At 47.0% G+C, this 19,551-nt stretch carries 13 protein-coding genes; 5 read left to right on the top strand and 8 right to left on the bottom strand.

The window, feature by feature from the left end; genetic code table 11:
• Positions 1-139: 139 nt before the first annotated feature.
• On the top strand, positions 140-2,299 hold the full coding sequence (locus L6475_RS09020) for a translation factor GTPase family protein (protein WP_237819214.1): 2,160 nt from the start codon (positions 140-142) through the stop codon (positions 2,297-2,299).
• Positions 2,300-2,501: 202 nt separating this feature from the next.
• Here L6475_RS09020 and glyA read toward each other — a convergent pair whose 3' ends face one another.
• From glyA to L6475_RS08985, 7 genes are all read right to left on the bottom strand, one after another.
• On the bottom strand, positions 2,502-3,782 hold the full coding sequence (gene glyA / locus L6475_RS09015) for a serine hydroxymethyltransferase (RefSeq protein ID WP_237819212.1): 1,281 nt from the start codon (positions 3,780-3,782) through the stop codon (positions 2,502-2,504).
• A 32-nt stretch (positions 3,783-3,814) separates the two neighbouring features.
• Positions 3,815-5,392 (bottom strand): Rne/Rng family ribonuclease, encoded by a 1,578-nt coding sequence (locus L6475_RS09010; RefSeq protein ID WP_237819210.1) that lies wholly within the window; start codon positions 5,390-5,392, stop codon positions 3,815-3,817.
• A 240-nt stretch (positions 5,393-5,632) separates the two neighbouring features.
• Positions 5,633-5,932: an HU family DNA-binding protein gene (locus L6475_RS09005; RefSeq protein ID WP_237819208.1), complete on the bottom strand. Its 300-nt coding sequence runs from the start codon at positions 5,930-5,932 to the stop codon at positions 5,633-5,635.
• A 98-nt stretch (positions 5,933-6,030) separates the two neighbouring features.
• Positions 6,031-6,747, bottom strand: a complete 717-nt coding sequence (locus L6475_RS09000; protein WP_237819206.1) for an ABC transporter ATP-binding protein — start codon at positions 6,745-6,747, stop codon at positions 6,031-6,033.
• A gap of 55 nt (positions 6,748-6,802) precedes the next feature.
• On the bottom strand, positions 6,803-10,207 hold the full coding sequence (secA, locus tag L6475_RS08995; RefSeq protein WP_237819203.1) for a preprotein translocase subunit SecA: 3,405 nt from the start codon (positions 10,205-10,207) through the stop codon (positions 6,803-6,805).
• Between the two features lie 101 nt (positions 10,208-10,308).
• Entirely contained in the window at positions 10,309-11,883 is a 1,575-nt protein-coding gene (locus tag L6475_RS08990; protein WP_237819201.1) for an alkaline phosphatase family protein, read from the bottom strand.
• The gene (locus L6475_RS08985) at positions 11,880-12,947 is read right to left on the bottom strand and encodes a DUF4105 domain-containing protein (RefSeq protein WP_237819200.1); all 1,068 of its coding nucleotides are present in this window, start codon (positions 12,945-12,947) and stop codon (positions 11,880-11,882) included. The genes L6475_RS08990 and L6475_RS08985 overlap by 4 nt, the downstream gene beginning before the upstream one ends.
• Before the next feature lie 246 nt (positions 12,948-13,193).
• Between L6475_RS08985 and L6475_RS08980 the strand changes: the two genes are divergently transcribed.
• The 4 genes from L6475_RS08980 to L6475_RS08965 all read left to right on the top strand — a co-directional run bounded on the left by L6475_RS08980 (position 13,194) and on the right by L6475_RS08965 (position 18,722).
• Entirely contained in the window at positions 13,194-14,462 is a 1,269-nt protein-coding gene (locus L6475_RS08980; protein ID WP_237819198.1) for a hypothetical protein, read from the top strand.
• 90 nt (positions 14,463-14,552) lie between these two features.
• On the top strand, positions 14,553-15,179 hold the full coding sequence (gene lptC, locus L6475_RS08975; RefSeq protein WP_237824112.1) for an LPS export ABC transporter periplasmic protein LptC: 627 nt from the start codon (positions 14,553-14,555) through the stop codon (positions 15,177-15,179).
• 28 nt (positions 15,180-15,207) lie between these two features.
• Positions 15,208-16,464, top strand: coding sequence for a hemolysin family protein (locus tag L6475_RS08970; protein WP_237819196.1), 1,257 nt, complete (start codon positions 15,208-15,210; stop codon positions 16,462-16,464).
• Positions 16,465-16,580: 116 nt separating this feature from the next.
• Positions 16,581-18,722 (top strand): peptidylprolyl isomerase, encoded by a 2,142-nt coding sequence (locus tag L6475_RS08965; protein WP_237819194.1) that lies wholly within the window; start codon positions 16,581-16,583, stop codon positions 18,720-18,722.
• A gap of 195 nt (positions 18,723-18,917) precedes the next feature.
• Here the strand turns inward: L6475_RS08965 and L6475_RS08960 are convergent, their stop codons facing one another.
• On the bottom strand, positions 18,918-19,511 hold the full coding sequence (locus L6475_RS08960; RefSeq protein ID WP_237819192.1) for a response regulator transcription factor: 594 nt from the start codon (positions 19,509-19,511) through the stop codon (positions 18,918-18,920).
• Positions 19,512-19,551 lie beyond the last annotated feature (40 nt).

The raw sequence follows: 19,551 nt of genomic DNA, 5'->3' as shown, positions 1-19,551 counted from the left end.
GAAAAACGTGTTTAACAGGGGAGATTGAGCGAAATTGCAAATTTTTTTTAATTATTTCATTTTATCTTTGGTGTTTTAGTATAAAATGAGTACTTTAGAGCCCGTTAACGAAAACCTATTAACTTAAAACCATAAAACAATGAAAGTTTACCAGACAAACGAGATTAAAAACATTGCATTGCTTGGCAGTGCGGGTAGCGGCAAGACTACTCTTGCCGAAGCAATGGTCTACGAAGCAGGCATCATCAAGCGCCGCGGTACCGTAGAAGGTAAAAACACAATGAGTGACTATTTCCCTGTGGAACAGGAATATGGATACAGTGTGTTCTCAACTGTTTTCCACGTGGAATGGAACAATAAGAAACTGAATATTATTGACTGCCCGGGATCAGATGACTTCGTGGGCGGTGCTATTACGGCACTGAACGTTACCGACCAGGCCGTAATCCTGATTAATGGACAGTACGGACCGGAAGTGGGCACGCAGAATGCTTTCCGCTATACTGACAAACTGCAGAAACCTGTGATTTTCCTGGTGAATCAGCTGGATAAAGAGAACTGTGACTTTGACGCATTGTTGACGAACATGAAGGAGATTTATGGCGACAAGTGCGTTCCTGTACAGTATCCTATTGCTACTGGTCCTGGCTTTAATGCCGTGATCGACGTGCTGCTGATGAAGAAATACTCATGGAAGCCTGAAGGTGGTGCTCCTATCATCGAGGCTATCCCTGCAGAGGAAATGGACAAGGCAAAGGAGTTGCATGCTGCTTTGGTTGAGGCTGCGGCTGCCAACGACGATACGCTGATGGAGAAATTCTTTGAAAGCGAGAGCCTGACTGAAGACGAGATGCGTGAGGGTATCCGTAAAGGTTTGGTAACACGCTCTATCTTCCCCGTGTTCTGTGTATGTGCCGGTAAGGATATGGGCGTTCGCCGACTGATGGAATTCTTGGGCAATGTGGTTCCTTTCGTTAGCGAGATGCCAAAAGTTCGCAATACACGTGGTGAAGAGGTAACTCCCGATACAAACGGTCCTGCATCGTTGTATTTCTTCAAGACGGGCGTAGAGCCTCATATCGGTGAGGTGAGCTACTTCAAGGTGATGAGCGGATCGGTGAAGAGTGGTGACGACCTGACCAATGCTGATCGTGGCTCTAAAGAGCGTATCGGAACGATCTATGCCTGTGCAGGCGCTAACCGTATTCCTGTTGATCAGTTGAATGCTGGCGATATTGGCTGTACCGTGAAACTGAAGGATGTGAAAACTGGCAATGCCCTGAACGGCAAAGACTGCGAGTGGCGCTATGACTTCATTAAGTATCCTAACTCGAAGTATTCACGTGCTATTAAGGCTGTGAACGAGGCTGAGACAGAAAAGATGATGGCTGCACTGACTAAGATGCGCCAAGAGGATCCTACATGGGTAGTAGAGCAGTCGAAGGAGTTGCGTCAGATTATTGTTCACGGACAGGGTGAGTTCCACCTGCGTACACTGAAATGGCGCATGGAGAACAACGAGAAAATCAATATTGAATATATCGAGCCGAAGATTCCTTATCGTGAGACGATCACAAAGATGGCCCGTGCTGACTATCGCCATAAGAAGCAGTCGGGTGGTGCAGGCCAGTTTGGTGAAGTACACCTGATTGTTGAGCCATACGCTGACGGAATGCCCGATCCTACAAGCTTCACCATCAACGGACAGGAGTTCAAGATGAACATCAAGTCTAAGGAAGAAAAAGACTTGGAATGGGGCGGTAAACTGGTATTTATCAACTCTGTGGTGGGCGGTGCCATCGATATGCGCTTTATGCCTGCCATCCTGAAGGGTATTATGGAACGTATGGAACAGGGTCCGCTGACAGGTTCGTATGCTCGTGATGTGCGTGTTATTGTTTATGATGGTAAGATGCACCCCGTTGACTCTAACGAACTGTCGTTTATGCTGGCTGCACGTAATGCCTTCTCGGCTGCCTTCCGTGAGGCTGGACCAAAGGTGCTGGAGCCTATCTACGACCTGGAAGTTTATGTTCCGGCCGACTATATGGGCGACGTGATGAGCGACCTGCAGGGACGTCGTGCCATCATTATGGGTATGGATTCTGAGGCCGGTTATCAGAAGCTTTCTGCAAAGATTCCTTTGAAGGAACTGTCGAACTATTCAATCGCATTGTCATCACTCACTGGAGGCCGTGCATCGTTCACAACGAAGTTTGCTTCTTACGAACTGGTGCCCAACGATATTCAGCAGCAGCTGATCAAGGAGCACGAGGCCGAGATGAAGGAAGAGGATTAAACTACTTGAGTATAAATAAGAAAAGAAGCGACCTGCAAAATGCAGGTCGCTTCTTTTTTGGGGGTATTTCTGAGTAATCTGAGTAATCTGAGTAATCTGAGTAATCTGAATAATCTGAATACTCTGAATATTCTGAATACTCTGAATAATCTGAATACTCTGATTATTATTGTCTCTGTGATGACTCAGGGGCCTTAGTCGCTTAGTAAGCGAAGAGAGGATACTCCTTCATCTTTTCGTTCACACGGGCACGAACACTGGCGATAACCTCTTCGTTGGTGGGATCGTTGAGTACTTCCTCAATCCAAGCGGCAATCTGAATCATCAGGTCTTCCTTGGCACCACGGGTGGTGATGGCTGGTGTACCCAGACGGATACCAGAGGTCTGGAAAGCACTGCGGCTATCAAAGGGTACCATGTTCTTGTTGACAGTGATGTCGGCAGCTACAAGAGCGTTCTCGGCTACCTTGCCAGTCAGATCGGGATACTTAGAACGAAGGTCAACCAGCATAGAGTGGTTGTCGGTACCACCGCTCACAATGCTAAAGCCACGCTTGATAAGTTCATCGGCCAGTACCTTGGCATTCTTCTGAACCTGCTTAGCCCACTCTTTGAACTCGGGCTGAAGTGCCTCACCGAATGCAACTGCCTTGGCTGCGATAACGTGCTCCAGAGGACCGCCCTGCTGACCGGGGAATACGGCAGAGTTGAGGAGGGCGGACATCTTCTTGATTTCACCCTTTGGAGTGGTATAGCCACAAGGATTGTCGAAATCCTTACCCAGCAAGATGATACCGCCACGAGGACCGCGAAGGGTCTTGTGGGTGGTAGAAGTCACGATGTGAGCATATTTTACAGGGTTTTCGAGCAGGCCTGCAGCGATGAGTCCAGCGGGGTGGGCCATATCAATCATCAGCAGGGCACCAACTTTGTCGGCAATCTCGCGCATGCGCTTGTAGTCCCATTCGCGGCTATAGGCTGAACCGCCACCGATAATCAGCTTAGGCTTGTGTTCCAGAGCAAGGCGCTCCATCTCGTCATAATCTACACGACCCGTTTCCTTGTTCAGGTTGTAACCAATGGGGTTGTAGAGAATGCCGCTCGTGTTGACATGAGAACCATGAGAAAGGTGGCCTCCGTGGTCCAGGTTCAGACCCATGAAAGTGTCGCCAGGTTTCAGTACAGCCAGCAGAACGGCTGCATTGGCCTGTGCACCAGAGTGAGGCTGCACATTGGCATACTCAGCATCGAAAAGCTTGCAGACACGCTCAATAGCCAGTTTCTCAACTTCGTCAACAACCTGGCAACCACCATAGTAACGCTTGCCGGGATAACCCTCAGCATACTTGTTGGTGAGATAGCTGCCCATGGCTTCCATCACCTGGTCGCTTACAAAGTTTTCACTGGCAATCAGCTCAATGCCTTTCAGCTGGCGCTGATGCTCTTTCTCAATCAACTCGAAAACAGTGTTGTCTCTTTTCATTGTAGCTTTTGTTTTTGTGATTATTGAATCTCTTATTTGCTAACTTCGTTCTCTTCTTGCATATCGATGAACTGACGGTTCTGATCGTAGAACTCATACTGCAGGAATGCAAGTTTCTGACTACTGATGATACGGATACCCAGTCCGTACTTCAACTGCCAGCGGCGTTTCAGTGAGAATACGCCTTGATTGATGAATGCTGCTACGTAGGGGTGTACGTGCAATGAGAATCGGCGAATGCCTATCTTGTTGACGAGACGGTCAATCTTGCTCTCTAACTGGTCGGTAAACAGGATGCTGGACTTAATTTTGCCAGTGCCAAGGCAGGTGGGACAACTTTCCTCAACAGCTACGTCCATAGCAGGACGAACACGCTGACGGGTAATCTGCATTAATCCAAACTTGCTCAATGGCAGGATATTGTGACGAGCACGGTCTTTTTTCATGTTCTCGCACATGCGTTCGTACAACAACTGACGATCCTCGGCAAGATTCATGTCGATAAAGTCAACAACAATAATGCCGCCCATGTCGCGCAGACGCAACTGGCGTGCCAGCTCATCGGCAGCACCAAGGTTGGTCTCCAGTGCATTAGCTTCCTGTCCGTTTTCTTTCTTAATGCGCGTTCCACTATTAACATCAACCACATGCATGGCCTCTGTGTGTTCAATGATGAGGTAGGCCCCACGCTTGTAGTTGACGGTGCGCCCGAAACCTGATTTAATCTGTTTGGTAACATTGAAATTGTCAAAAATGGGTACGTTACCATTGTACAGTTTCACGATATCGGCCTTTTCAGGGGCAATGAGTGATACGTAATCGTGAATCTGACTGTAGATTTCGGAATCGTTAATATGAATACCGTCGTAAGTGGGGTTGAAAAGGTCGCGAATAAGAGCTACACTGCGACTCTGTTCCTCGAACACAAGTTGTGGGCGCTCGGTGGTTTTCTGAACGCGCGTAATGGCATCTTCCCATCGCTTTAAGAGAACCTTCAGTTCCTGATCGAGTTCAGCAGCACGCTTGCCTTCAGCTACAGTACGAACAATGACGCCGAAGTTTTTCGGTTTCATGCTTTGTACCAGTTGTTTCAGACGACTGCGCTCTTCTCCTTTCTTAATTTTTGAACTGACGGATACCTTATCGCCAAAGGGGATGAGTACCATGTAGCGACCGGCAAAACTCAAATCGCAAGTGAGTCGTGGACCTTTTGTGTTAATAGGTTCTTTTACTACTTGCACCAATACCTCTTGCCCCACCTTCAGCGTGTTCTGGATGCTACCATCCTTTGGCAGATCGGGCTGTTTAGTGGCTTTTTGAATAGGGTAGAGTTTCTTGCGGTCGCTTGCTACTTGTTTTAAGTATTTCTCAAAAGAGCTATATTGAAGTCCCAAGTCAAGATAGTGTAGGAATGCGTCGCGCTCAGAGCCGACATCTACGAAGCAGGCGTTAAGTCCAGGCATCAACTTGCGGACTTTTCCAATGTAGATGTTGCCTACAGAATAAGAGGCTGAGCGAGGCTCGCTCTGATATTCCACCAACTGCTTGTCTTCAAGCAGTGCAATGGATATCTCCTTCGGCTGAACATCGATAATTACTTCGCTTGTCATTCTTTTTTAGGATTCTTGAATTGGTATTCTTGTACAAAAAAGGGTGCACCTGCATAGACGTGCCATGCCGTGGTACACTCCTTTCATTCTTTTCCAGACGAGCAAAAATGCTTACTTGCTCTTATGTCTGTTCTTACGCAGACGCTTCTTGCGCTTGTGCGTAGCCATCTTGTGGCCCTTCTTTTTCTTTCCGTTAGGCATAATTCTTAATGTTTATTGTAAATTATTCTTGAATATTTTTTAATCTTCGCTTACAACTTCAACGCCGTCCATACGCTCGATAAAACTCTTTGCAGGCTTAAATGCTGGCAAATCGTGTGCCTCAATGACCAAAGTAGTGTTCTTTGAAATGTTACGAGCTGTTTTCTGAGCGCGATGCTTTACGATAAAGCTACCGAATCCGCGCAAATATACATTTTCTTTGTTGTCGGCAAGGCTGTTACGGATCTCTTCCATAAATGCCTCAACGGTGATAGCAACTTCCTTTTTGTTGAGTCCAGTTTGCTCGGCAATGTTGTTCACTATTTCTGCTTTCGTCATATTTCTATGCTAAATTAATGTGATGTTTTCAAATTTGGATTGCAAAGTTACTGCTTTTCAGTGGGATACGGAAATTTTTGTTTGTTTTTTTTGAAAAATTAAAAACTTTCGTTCCCATCTTCCTTAAAATATGCTTCTAATTCTGCTTTTGCACTTTCAGCTTCGTTGGTCAAATCTTTGATGATCTTACCTTTTTCCAGTAGGGCAATACGAGTGGAAATTTCAATGGTGTGCTGAAGATTGTGAGAGCTAATAATAATGGTAGCTCCTGTCTTTTGGTTATATTCCTTTATTATATGTTTAAGGATATTCTGACTCGAAGGGTCCAGAAAGTTGAACGGCTCGTCAAGTATGAGCAGTTGGGGCTGGCGTAACAGGGCTGCAATGATGCCCACTTTCTGCTTGTTTCCTGCCGAGAGATTACGGATAAGCTTTTTCTGTCCGAATACCTCACCGCCAGCAAAGCGCTCAAACTCTTTTTGTCGGTTTTCTACCTCATCGGGAGTCATGCCACTGATTTTACCAATAAAGGCAAAATATTCCTCAGGGGTAAGGTAGTCAATCAGGAATCCCTCATCAATATGGGCTCCTGTCATGTCTTTCCATTCTTCACTCTCAGCGGGGTTGATGTTCTTGATGGTTATTGTGCCTGTATCGGGCTTCAGCAGGTCAAGAATCATACGGAAAAGAGTGGTCTTGCCGGCTCCGTTGTTGCCGACAAGACCAAGTATTTCGCCCTCACGTACCTCATAGGATGGTATGTCGCAGGCAATTGTTTCACCAAATTGCTTCTTAAGATTGTTGATGGTAATCATAACTAAGATGTTTTGTGTCGAGCTTAATTGCATCGATTAGCTATCAACTCTTAACTTACACTAAGCCTTTACCGTGGCAGTTCTTGAACTTCTTGCCACTTCCACAAGGACAGGGATCGTTACGGCCGGGCAGCTTGTCACGCACGATTGGTGCATGTGGTTGCTGTGCACGGGTGTCGTGCTGAGCTGCAGAACGCTGATTCTCATCAACCAACCGTTCTTCGCTTACTTCTCCCTCCTGACGGTTTTCGGTATATTGACGGCGGTCAGTATGCTCTTCTGGAGCGGCTTCCTGAACCTGTTGCTGTTGCAGCTCAGGAATAGCAGCGCGAGTCAGAATGCTCACCGTGCGGTTGTTCATTGTGTTCACCATGTTGTCGAACAGTTTTACACTCTCCAGTTTGAAGATAAGAAGTGGGTCTTTCTGTTCGTAGCTGGCATTCTGTACAGAGTGGCGCAGTTCGTCGAGTTCGCGGAGGTTTTCTTTCCATGCCTCGTCGATAATGTGTAGAAGAGTCTGCTTCTCAAACTGCTTGACAACCGACTTACACTCAGTTTCGTATGCTTCCTTCAGGTTGCAGGCAATATTGTACATGTGGCGACCATCGGTGATGGGAACCATGATACGTTCGAACATCTGACCTTGGGTTTCATATACCTGTTTGATAACAGGCCATGCCACTTCTTGAATACGCTCCGTTTTGCGATTGAAGTTAGCCAATGCTGCTTGGAAAGCGTTCTCCATAAGCTCTTCGCGGTCGCGAGTGTTTATGAACTGATCTTCCGTGAAGGGCACCTCCATAGCAAACAGACGGATGAACTCTTCCTTGCAACCTTCGTAGTCGTTGTCCTCAATGATTCTTGATACACGATCCCAGAAGACGTTGGCGATGTCCATGCCGATGCGCTCACCCATCAGGGCGTGACGGCGCTTCTCGTACACCACTTTGCGCTGTTTGTTCATTACATCATCGTATTCCAACAGGCGCTTACGAATGCCGAAGTGATTTTCTTCTACCTTCTTCTGAGCTCGCTCAATGCTCTTTGAAATCATGGGGTGCTCAATCATCTCGCCTTCCTGGAAACCAAGACGGTCCATTACGGATGCAATGCGTTCAGAAGCGAACAGACGCATCAGCTTGTCTTCGAGTGATACGTAGAATACAGATGAACCTGGGTCACCCTGACGTCCGGCACGACCACGCAACTGACGGTCCACACGGCGGCTTTCATGACGCTCGGTACCAATGATTGCCAAACCGCCGGCAGCTTTCACTTCGGGCGACAGCTTGATATCAGTACCACGACCCGCCATGTTGGTGGCGATGGTAACAGCACCCTTACCATTAGAATCCTGCTGACCTGCCAATGCCACGATGTCGGCTTCCTTCTGGTGCAACTTTGCATTCAATACCTGATGGGGAATACCTTCACGCTTGCCCGTTTCAGGGTTCACATACATATCAAGCATACGGCTCAGTAACTCAGATATTTCAACCGATGTAGTACCAATCAGAGTAGGACGTCCAGAGTTACGCATCTTCACAACCTCATCGATAACAGCCTTGTATTTTTCGCGAGCTGTTTTGTAAACGCGGTCGTCCATGTCGTTACGTGCAATGGGCTTGTTGGTAGGAATCTCCACCACGTCGAGTTTGTAGATATCCCAGAACTCACCAGCCTCTGTAGAAGCCGTACCTGTCATACCAGCCAATTTGTGGTACATGCGGAAATAGTTCTGGAGGGTAATTGTAGCAAAGGTCTGAGTAGCAGCCTCGACTTTTACGTGCTCTTTAGCTTCAACGGCCTGATGTAGTCCATCACTCCAACGACGACCTTCCATGATACGGCCGGTCTGCTCGTCAACAATCTTTACTTCTCCGTCGATAACCACATATTCATCATCCTTGTTGAACATGCAGTAGGCCTTTAACAATTGCTGGAGTGTGTGAACACGCTCTGACTGCAGGGCGTAATGGTTCATCAGTTCATCCTTCTTCTCTACACGCTCTTCATCGCTGAGACCTTTCTCGCCTTCAAGAGCTGAGAGTTGAGAAGTGATGTCAGGCAATACGAACAGCTGGGCATCGTTCACCTGTTTAGCCAACCATGCAGTACCCTTGTCGGTCAGGTCGCATGAATTCAGCTTCTCGTCAACCACAAAGAACAGTGGCTCTACAGCCTCTGGCATGCGGCGGTTGTTGTTCTCCATGTAAATTTCCTCTGTCTTCAACATGCCCGACTTGATACCATCTTCGGAGAGGTATTTGATAAGGGGCTTGTTCTTAGGCAGAGCTTTATGTGAACGATAGAGTGCGAGGAAGCCTTCGTCAAGCAGATCCTGACCTTCTTTCTTCTGACCTGCGTCAAACAAACGCTGTCCTTCAGTAATTTTCTGCTTTGCGTCAGCTAAATATTGTGTGGCCAGTTGGCGCTGTACAGCAACGAGACGTTCTACCAGTGGCTGGTATTCCTCAAACATCTGCACATCGCCTTTGGGTACTGGACCACTAATGATAAGAGGTGTACGGGCATCGTCAATCAATACCGAGTCAACCTCATCAACGATAGCATAGTTGTGAGCACGCTGAACCAAGTCGGCTGGTGAGATGGCCATATTGTCGCGTAGGTAGTCGAAACCGAACTCGTTGTTTGTTCCGAAGGTGATGTCTGCCATATAGGCACGACGACGAGCTTCAGAGTTAGGCTGATGCTTGTCGATACAGTCAACAGACAGACCGTGGAACATGTAGAGCGGTCCCATCCATTCTGAGTCACGTTTGGCCAAGTAGTCGTTTACGGTAACTACGTGAACACCGTTACCAGTCAGCGCATTCAGGAATACGGGCAGTGTGGCTACCAATGTCTTACCTTCACCCGTTGCCATCTCAGCAATCTTGCCTTGGTGAAGAACAGTACCGCCAAACAACTGTACATCATAGTGTACCATTTCCCATTTCAGGTCGTTGCCGCCAGCAGTCCAGTGGTTGTGGTAAATAGCCTTGTCGCCATCAATGGTAATGAAATCCTTACGTGGATCCCCGGCCAGTTCGCGGTCGAAATCGTTGGCTGTGACAATTGTCTCTTCGTTTTCAGCAAAACGACGGGCTGTATCCTTTACGATAGCAAATACCTCAGGCATCACTTCGTTCAGGGCTTTCTCATAGACCTCGAGTGCGTCCTTCTCAATCTTGTCTATTTTGGCAAAGATATCGGCACGTTCGTCTAGAGGCGTGTTCTCGATAGTAGCCTTCAACTTTTCAATCTCAGCTTTCTCAGCACTGGCAGCCGACTGTACCTGCTGTTTGATAGCAGCAGCACGGGCGCGCAGTTCGTCGTTACTAAGCTTTGTGATTTCAGGATATACAGCCTTAACTTTTTCTACCAGTGGCTGTATAAGTTTCATGTCGCGCGATGACTTATCGCCGAACAGTGATTTTAGAATTTTGTTGAAATTCATTGTTATATTTTCTTTTTTATTTTCTGCTAAAACGATAAAATTGGGTGCAAAGTTAATATTTTTTTTGCACAATCAAGCATAAAACGCTCATTATTTGGAACTTAAAAAAGTGGAGCAGCCGAACATGCATTCGGAGCCCTGATGCGTATGGCACGTGCAACAGTGGGTGCTATACGGTCTGTGGTGACAGGAGCCTGAACACGTTCGCCCTTGGTACCGGCACCAAAGATGATAATTGGGAATGGAGTGAAAGATGCTCGCACCAGTTCCTGTTCTTGGGTATCCTCATTGAGCAGATTCCAACCGGGAGCAGTCTCAATGACCAAGTCGCCGCAGTGTTCGGCATTAAAACCATTGCGTATCTTTCTAAGATGTTCGTTGTTGTCTGTGATGAGTTGGAGCGATGTATATACATTACGTACGCCCGACATCATGGCCAGTAGTTCCTGGCCTCTGCTTGATGCCTCGGAAATGCTGATTTTCTTGGTCTCCAACAGTTTGTGGTTCAAGTATATCTGGTTGCGGAAATAAGCCTCCACGTATTGTCCCTGTCCCCAAATGGCACCAAGATACATGTTCAAGAGGTTGGCCGTACGGCTCAAGTAGAACGTGCCTGATGGAATACGGTATTTCTTATAGTCGGCCTGCTCTTCATCGCAATACCCCGTACTGGTCAGTACGAAGAGTACATTGTCCTTGCCGCAGCGCTCTTCGTAGAACTTGATGAGTCGCGCAATCTCCAGGTCAAGTCTTACGTAGGTGTCTTGAAGTTCTACCTGATGGTCGGCTATTGCGTGGTGATTGTAGCTTCCGGCATAATAAGTAATCGCTATCATGTCAGTCACCTTGTCAGTGCCCATACCTGTGCTTGCCGAGCACTGCATGGCCATATTGGTGACATCCTCGTTGACCATAGCGCTGGCCTTGTATTCACGATAGCATTGTTCACCCTTGAAGGTGTGTTTGAACGGTTTCTGAAGTCCCGTCTGCATGAAATAGCTGAAGTTGCCAACTAAATCGTTTACGGGCTCCCATGTGACAGACTGTATCTTTTTACGTGGTGCCTGAAGGTCGTTGTAAGCTCTTGCCCACGATGGGTATGCAGTGAAATAGTAGCGTGACGAGCACCATTCACCATTTCGGTCGTCAATCCAGAATGCACCATCAGCAGCATGACCGGCTGACAGTACGGCAGCATCTCGATAGGGCGCAATGGCATAGACAATGGCTCTTCCGTTGGTGGCCACTTTCAGTTCGTCGCCTAAGGTTGATGTGCAAAGCTGATTGGGTGAAGCTGTCTCTTGAGTCAGAATGCCGGGGAAATTGGTATCATCGACACAATAAACCGGACGGAGCGTTTCTCTGTTGAGCCAGCGTTCTCCCGTAATTTTATTATAATATGGTGTTACGCCAGAGCTGATAGCGGCTATGGCCGATGCACGGTCAATAGGCGCAAAAGGGTAGGAGGCATTCTGATAAACCAATCCTTCACCCAAGAGAAGTCTGAAACCGTTTTGGGAGTAAAGAGGCATAAAGGCCTCCAGATAGTCACTTCGCAACTGGTCGATAGCAATGCTGACCACCATGCGTGGAGCGTTACGAACTTCCTGGCTTTCGGCTTCGATGTTGAAGCCTAATACTGCCAAAAGGGTGAGGTAGAAATACTTATTGGTCATATTTTATAGCTACAATAGCGTGACAGCAAACACAATGCCAAAATTTCCATTCCTTCAGCATAGTCCTGAATAAACCATCCCACAGCAAATAAAATGAGACAGCTGAGCATGAATATCCAGTAGTACGAAGCTTTGCCTCGCCATACGGAGGGAATGAATAGTAAAGAGAGAGGATTCAGCAGAAGAATCTGCAGATTGGTACTTGTGGTAGGATGCTCGGAGAAGAACATCACAAATAGCAGCAAACCGGCCGCACCAGTGGTCAGCATCAGTATGAGGTCTATCCAGAGGTAGTGCTGATGTTTTTTCTTTTCAATTATCAATACCGCCATCAGCAACGCAAACAGCAGCCATGCACAAGCAGTAGGTGAAAGCGGAAATTCTTCTTCCACCACCTGAATGCCAGCTTTCACTAATACTCTACGTTCCTTTACCAGTGGACGATACTCGCCGTTGGCATAGATTCTGGCATGCTCAAAGTCGTGCATGAGGTTCATGGGAAGAAACTCCTGCTGTTTTCTGTCAGTTTTCATGTCGGCCTTGGCTCCCAGCAGCAGGTCGTTGCCCATTGAGGCCCATGGATGGTGGCCCACTAGTTCGTGAATCATCTCGCGGTAGGATGGGGCATAGTCCTCGCGTGGGGCATAGACTACTTCGCCTACAAGATTGTGTACAATGATATCGCGTGGACGAGTTGAGCAGTTATCATAGAAGAAATTATAGCGATAAACACGATTCTCGGGGCGATAGTTGATGGCAAGAGCATGAACGATGCGTGCTTTCTCCTCATTAGTCAGGTTGAGCACCTGTTCTACGACCTCACTTCCCCAGTCTTTATAGTATTTACAAAAGGGTTCAATAGGAATGATTCCCAATTCGTAGTCAGTCTTTCCCAGTACAAAACGGGCCACAAAATGAGGAGCCTTGAAATTGAACACACCATAGTTGAACACCAAATCCTCGTCTGTTTGCTGATTTTTGTAGTGAATAGCCGTATGTCCATAAAGGCTATAAACTTCCTCGTGCGGTGTACAGGTGATGAGTCCAATTTCTACACTGTCCATAATTTCTGCTGCACTGACAGTGGTAGAAAGAAATATGATGCTCGTTAGGAAAAGAAATATCCTATAGTAAATCTTGAATTGTTTCACGATGCAAAAGTACTTAAAAGTTGGGAGTTTTAAAATGAGTACCTATGTATTTTCCGTGTGTTTAACTTTTTTTTTGCCATTGTTTCAAAAAAACTCCTAATGCTTCAATATAAACTCCTAAGTTTTTCGTAATTTTGCACGCTGATATATCACGAAATAATGAAGAACAGACTTTTGTGTGGCGTAGCAGCAATAGCTTTCGCTGCAGTAACGATGGCTCAAAGTGGAACCAATTCCCCTTATAGCCAATATGGAATAGGCCTATTGGCCGATCAATCTCAAGGTTTCAGTCGTGGCATGAATGGTGCCGGCTTGGGCCTGAGAATGGGTAATGTGATCAATACGCTCAATCCAGCTTCCTATTCTGCTGTTGATTCCCTGACGATGATTTTTGATATGGGAATCTCAGGACAAGTAACCAATTTTAAAGAAGGCACAGTAAAAGTGAATGCCCAGAATGCTAATCTCGACTATGCAGTAGCCAGTTTCCGCCTGGTTCCAAAGGTGGGTATGACCATTGGTTTGCTGCCATATTCGAACATGGGCTATAAATATACCGTCTCTAAATACCTGGATAGCAACAACGGTACGCTCACCGAGACTTATAGTGGTGATGGCGGTATTCATAAACTGGTTGTGGGTGCAGGTTGGCAAGTTTCGAAACCATTGTCGGTGGGCTTCAATCTTTCTTATCTTTGGGGCAAGCTTGATCATGGCATGACAACCAGCAGTACAACGTATATCAATACATTGCAGCGTTCCTATACAGTCGAAGTTAATAGCTATGCTCTTGATTTCGGTGCTCAGTGGCAGCAGAAACTGAACGCTAAAGATGCATTGACCATTGGTGCTACTGTAGGAATTGGCCATAAATTGGGTGCCGATCCCACTTGTCAGATTATCAATGTAAGCAATTCCGATACAACATCGTATGTAGTGAGCAACGGTCTGTCCATTCCAATGACCTATTCATTGGGCGCAGCATGGACACATGACAAGAAATGGACGGTTGATGCTGATTTAAGCATGGAGAATTGGGCAAACGTTGATTTCCCTGAAATAGGCAACGATGGAAAGTATGCGCTGCAGAGCGATATCCTGAAGAATCGCTATCAGGTGCGATTGGGTGCCGACTTCGTTCCCAATGTAATGGATCGTCACTTCCTGAACCGTGTACACTATCGTTGTGGTGTTGGCTATACTACACCTTATTATAATATTAATGGAAAGAATGGCCCGAAGGAGTATAGCGTTAGTGCAGGCTTCGGTATTCCTCTGCAGAATGGTTACAACAACCGTTCGTTCCTGAACGTGAGTGCTCAGTATGTACGCACTTCAGCCAAGGATATGATTACGGAGAATACGTTCCGTTTGAATATTGGTCTCACTTTCAACGAACGTTGGTTTGCCAAGTGGAAGATTGATTAATCGCCTTCTCGGGCAAAGCACATAGATTCAAGCGGACAATTGGTGATACATAACTACATAAAACAGCTGTTAGGGGTGAGCTTTCTGTTCATCCTTTTACTCCATTCGTGGGGCTGTAGCGAAGCCCACGAGCATACAGCGCCAGCCATTGATCCGCGCGATTCCGTGAGTATGATGATATCTTACGGCGTGAACACCCTGATCAGCGATTCCGGCGTTATCAAATACCGCATTGTTTCTGAACAGTGGGAAGTGAATACCCTCCGCCAGCCCACTCGTTGGGAGTTTATGAAGGGTATTTTCTTTGAACAGTTCGACGAGAAATTCCAGGTACAGGGCTATATTCAGGCCGACACTGCATGGTATTTCGACCAGCAGCGTCTTTGGAAGCTCCGTGGTAGGGTCTATGTGCGCAATATGGATGGATTGATCTATACCAGCGAGGAACTCTATTGGGACGGTGTAACCCATGAGCTCTATTCAAATGTTTACTCTCGTCTGGTAACTCCCGAGCGAACCATTGAGGGCACCTGTTTCCGTAGCGATGAAACAATGACACGCTATACCGTGACCAATTCTAAAGGCTCGTTCATCAAAGATGATATGGACGGTTCGCAGAAGGATGAACAGGCTTCAGAAGGCGAAGGATTAGATACAACTACTGTTGTCGAGCAACCTCCTGTGCGCCCTGCATCTCAGAAGCATAAAAAGAATTGACCATAAGAACTTTACCTAAACGAACTACATGACCATACAAATTATAGGACTTCTGGTGTCGATGCTCTTCTCTGCCTTTTTTTCAGGCATGGAAATAGCTTTCGTGTCGAGCAACCGCCTTCGTGCCGAGATGGATCGTGAGAAGAACGGACTTGCTCAGCGCGCTTTGGCGCTGTTCTATCAGCATCCCAATAATTTCGTTTCCACGATGCTGGTAGGCAATAATATTGCACTTGTCATCTACGGCATCCTGTTTGCTCAGATATTCGATGCCACCCTTTTTTATAGTCTTCCTGATGGTGCCAGGGTGACGGCCGATACGTTGCTCTCTACTGTAGTAGTACTCTTTACGGGTGAGTTCCTGCCTAAGACCATCTTCAAGAGCAATCCCAATACGATGCTCACCATCTTCTCCATCCCAGCTTTTATTTGTTATGTGGTGCTCTATCCCATCTCTCGCTTTGCCACTTTGTTGTCGAAGGGGCTGTTGCGGCTTGTTGGTATAAAGTTTCATAAGAACCTGGACGATAAGGAATTTACGAAAGTTGACCTCGACTATCTGGTTCAGAGCAGCATCGACAGTGCCGAGAACGATGACGATATTGAGGAGGAAGTGAAGATATTCCAGAATGCTCTTGACTTTTCCGATACAAAAGTGCGCGACTGTATGGTACCTCGTACAGAGATTGATGCCGTTGAGGATACCTGTAGCATTGAGCAACTGAAGCAGAAATTCATAGAAAGTGGCCATTCTAAGATTGTCGTTTACCATGAGGATATCGACCATATTGTGGGCTATATCCACTCTTCCGAGATGTTCCGCAATCCAAAGGACTGGACCCAGCATTTGCAGAAGATGACCTTTGTGCCCGAAACGATGGCAGCCAGCAAGATGATGCAGACTTTCCTTGCTCAAAAGAAATCGTTGGGTGTTGTGGTCGATGAGTTTGGCGGCACCAGTGGTCTTGTGGCTTTGGAAGATATCGTTGAGGAAATCTTTGGCGATATAGAAGACGAGCACGATTCAACCAATTATGTGGCGAAGGAATTGGAGAATGGTGAGTATCTGCTTTCAGCCCGACTGGAGATTGAGAAAGTCAATGAAATGTTCAACCTTGAACTTCCTGAGAGCGATGAATATATGACCGTTGGCGGTCTCATTCTTCATGAATTCCAGAGTTTCCCTAAACTCAACGAAGTTGTAAAAATAGGACACTGGGAGTTCAAAATACTGAAGAATACGGCAACAAAAATAGAATTAGTACGGCTTAAAGTCAATGAATAAGGCATTTTTTTATTAAAATATGCCGATAATTCGATTGAAATTAGTAATTTTGTCGGCTGAATTACGAAAATTTTCAAGCAAAAACATAAATTAAAATATTAAAAGCTAAAAACAAAATGGCAGCAATTGGAAAAATCAGAAGCTGGGGCCCCACACTTGTAGTAGTGATTGGCTTGGCCCTTTTTGCCTTCATTGCTGAAGAGTTGTTCCGCTCGTGCCAGGCTACGAGCAATGAGCAGCGCCAGCAGGTAGGCCAAGTGTTAGGTAAGAAAATTTCAGTACAGGAGTTTCAGGCTCTCGTTGACGAGTTCCAGGAGGTCATGAAGATGACTCAGGGCCGCGACAACTTGTCAGAGGACGAAATGAACCGTCTGAAGGATCAGGTGTGGAACACTTTCGTTCAGAACACACTGATTGAGGACGAGTGCGAGAAGCTTGGTCTTACTGTTACCACCGAGGAGATGCAGAACATTCTGCGTGAGGGTACCAACCCCATGCTGATGCAGACTCCTTTCGTGAATCAGCAGACCGGTCGTTTTGATGTTACTCAGCTCACCAAGTTCCTGGCCGATATGAAAGATCCCCAGGTGATGCAGAACACTCAGGTGGCCGAGCAGTATCAGTCACTCTACAAGTACTGGCAGTATATTGAGAAGTCACTCCGTCAGCAGACTCTGGCCATGAAGTATCAGAACCTGCTTGTTGGCTGTCTGCTTTCTAACCCCGTTGCCGCTGAGGCTTCATTCAAGGATCAGACCACTGAGAGCAGCATCCTGTTGGCTTCACTGCCTTACTCAGGTGTGAACGACAATGATGTTCAGGTAAGCGATGCCGATCTGAAAGCAAAGTACAACGAGGAGAAAGAAATGTTCAAGCAGAGCGTTGAGACTCGCGATATCAAGTACGTAACCTATCAGGTAGTTGCTTCTGAGGCCGATCGTAAGGCTCTGATGGAGACCATGACAGAGGCTCAGCAGAAATTGCAGGAAGGCGCTAATGTGGCCGATGTAGTTCGTAAGGCTCAGTCACAGGTTGCCTATACAGGCATGGCTGTTACTCGTGCTGCACTGCCCAACGATATTGCTTCTCGTATCGACTCTATGAGCGTTGGACAGACCTCTGCTCCTTTCGAGACCCGTTTCGACAATACTCTCAACGTAGTGAAACTGATTGCCAAAACCACTATGCCCGACTCAATTGAGTATCGCGCTATCCAGGTTGGCGGTGCTACTGTAGAGGCTGCTCGTGCTACTGCCGACAGCATAATGCAGGCTCTGAAGGCTGGTGCAGTGTTTGACTCACTGGCTGTGAAGTATGGTCAGACAGGTGCAAAACAGTGGCTCACTTCTGCTATGTATCAGAATGCTCCTGTGCTGGATGTTGATACTAAGAATTATCTGGATGCCCTGAACAGTCTGGGCGTAAACGAACTGAAGAATCTTGAGTTTGCTCAGGGCAACATGATTCTGCAGGTTACCGCTCGCAAGGCTATGGTCGAGAAGTATGACGTAGCTATTGTTAAGCACACTATCGATTTCTCTAAGCAGACCTACTCTGATGCTTACAATAACTTCAGCCAGTATGTGAGCGAGAACAAGACCATTGAGGCTCTTGAGGAGAACGCTCCTAAGTTTGGCTACAATGTTCAGGTTCGTCAGGATGTAGCCAACTACGAGCACAACGTAGCCGGCATCCGTTCTACCCGTGAGACCATGAAGTGGATCTTCAATGCTGAGGATGGTGAGGTTTCTCCTCTCTATGAGTGTGGCAACAACGACCGTCTGCTGGTTGTAGCACTGACCAAGACCCACAAGGCTGGTTATCGCGACTGGGAGAGCGAGAAGGAAACTCTCCAGCAGGAGGTTATCCGCGACAAGAAGTTTGACGTGCTCGCTAAGAAGTTGGAGAATGCTAAGACCATCGCCGACGCTAAGAATGCTGGCGCTCGTGTTGATACCGTTCCTCAGATCACTTTCTCAGCACCTGTATTCGTACAGGCTACTGGTGCCAGCGAGCCCGCTCTGAGCGGTGCTGTGGCTGCTACCAAGCAGGGCGAGGTATCTAAGAAGGTAGTTAAGGGTAATGGTGGTGCTTACATGTTCCAGGTTCTTGAACAGAAGCAGCGTGAGGGCGCTCAGTTCGATGCTAAGTCGCAGGAGCGTATGCTGAAGCAGCAGGCCATGCAGGCAGCAGGCCGTTTCATGAACGAGCTGTACGAGCAGGCCAACGTTGTTGACAACCGCTACCTCTTCTTCTAAGAGACAGAGTTCAAACAATAGTAAAGCCCAATCTCATTCGAGGTTGGGCTTTTTTTAATGCTTATTGAATGCTGGTAGATTTCCAGTGGGTATTGAATGAATTTCCTATGGCTTTCGGATGGATTCCTTGTGGCTTTTAGGTAGATTGCCAGTAGGAATTGTATGGATTCCTTTAGGGAATCTAATAGATTACTTCTATATCTTGTTGATGTCCACGTAGCCGTGCATCACCGCATAGATGGTAAGGGCCGAAACACTCTTCATGCCCAACTTCTCCATGATATTCTTACGATGGGTGATAACAGTGGCCAGACCGATGTTCAGGCGGTCGGCAATCTCTTTATTGATGAATCCCTGAACAATCAGCGACATCACTTCTATTTCGCGGTCAGAGAGCACCTTTTGCTGTAGCACCTTTGGCATGGGCGGCAAGTTCTTGCCGTGAGGGTGGGCATGCTGTTCCAGCATGAGCAGCGAGCGCACCAGTTCCTGCTCGGGCACGTTGATACAGATGCTGTGGAACTCGCCCAGTTGCGAGCCGCCGTCGAGCGAGAGCGTCAGTACAATCGTCTTCATTCTGCGGGCAGTGAAGAAAGCGCGGTTCTCCAGTACAATGTTCATGGCCACAAAATAATGGAAATACTCATCGGGATGATTAGCTTCCAGTTCGGCCATCGAACCGTAAGTGTCGATGGTCAGAATGGGCAAAACATTCTGGAGCAGCTGCTTCAGGCCGAGTGTGGCCAGCGTGTTAGGATCTATAATTGCTACTTTGGGTCTTCCTTGCATGTATTCTGTTGAATAGCGTATAGCGTAAAGTGAATTGTTT

Origin of the sequence: Prevotella sp. E9-3 (assembly GCF_022024015.1) — a bacterium.
Taxonomy (GTDB): Bacteria; Bacteroidota; Bacteroidia; order Bacteroidales; family Bacteroidaceae; genus Prevotella.
Note: the sequence above shows the minus strand (reverse complement) of the source record. Positions and strands in the feature narration are given on the sequence as shown.

What these genes read in the sequence shown, in the direction of transcription:
- L6475_RS09020 (WP_237819214.1), top strand. Translation starts at nt 140, where the DNA reads ATGAAAGTTTACCAGACAAACGAGATTAAAAACATTGCATTGCTTGGC.
- glyA (WP_237819212.1), bottom strand. Translation starts at nt 3,782, where the DNA reads ATGAAAAGAGACAACACTGTTTTCGAGTTGATTGAGAAAGAGCATCAG.
- L6475_RS09010 (WP_237819210.1), bottom strand. Translation starts at nt 5,392, where the DNA reads ATGACAAGCGAAGTAATTATCGATGTTCAGCCGAAGGAGATATCCATT.
- L6475_RS09005 (WP_237819208.1), bottom strand. Translation starts at nt 5,932, where the DNA reads ATGACGAAAGCAGAAATAGTGAACAACATTGCCGAGCAAACTGGACTC.
- L6475_RS09000 (WP_237819206.1), bottom strand. Translation starts at nt 6,747, where the DNA reads ATGATTACCATCAACAATCTTAAGAAGCAATTTGGTGAAACAATTGCC.
- secA (WP_237819203.1), bottom strand. Translation starts at nt 10,207, where the DNA reads ATGAATTTCAACAAAATTCTAAAATCACTGTTCGGCGATAAGTCATCG.
- L6475_RS08990 (WP_237819201.1), bottom strand. Translation starts at nt 11,883, where the DNA reads ATGACCAATAAGTATTTCTACCTCACCCTTTTGGCAGTATTAGGCTTC.
- L6475_RS08985 (WP_237819200.1), bottom strand. Translation starts at nt 12,947, where the DNA reads ATGGACAGTGTAGAAATTGGACTCATCACCTGTACACCGCACGAGGAA.
- L6475_RS08980 (WP_237819198.1), top strand. Translation starts at nt 13,194, where the DNA reads ATGAAGAACAGACTTTTGTGTGGCGTAGCAGCAATAGCTTTCGCTGCA.
- L6475_RS08970 (WP_237819196.1), top strand. Translation starts at nt 15,208, where the DNA reads ATGACCATACAAATTATAGGACTTCTGGTGTCGATGCTCTTCTCTGCC.
- L6475_RS08965 (WP_237819194.1), top strand. Translation starts at nt 16,581, where the DNA reads ATGGCAGCAATTGGAAAAATCAGAAGCTGGGGCCCCACACTTGTAGTA.
- L6475_RS08960 (WP_237819192.1), bottom strand. Translation starts at nt 19,511, where the DNA reads ATGCAAGGAAGACCCAAAGTAGCAATTATAGATCCTAACACGCTGGCC.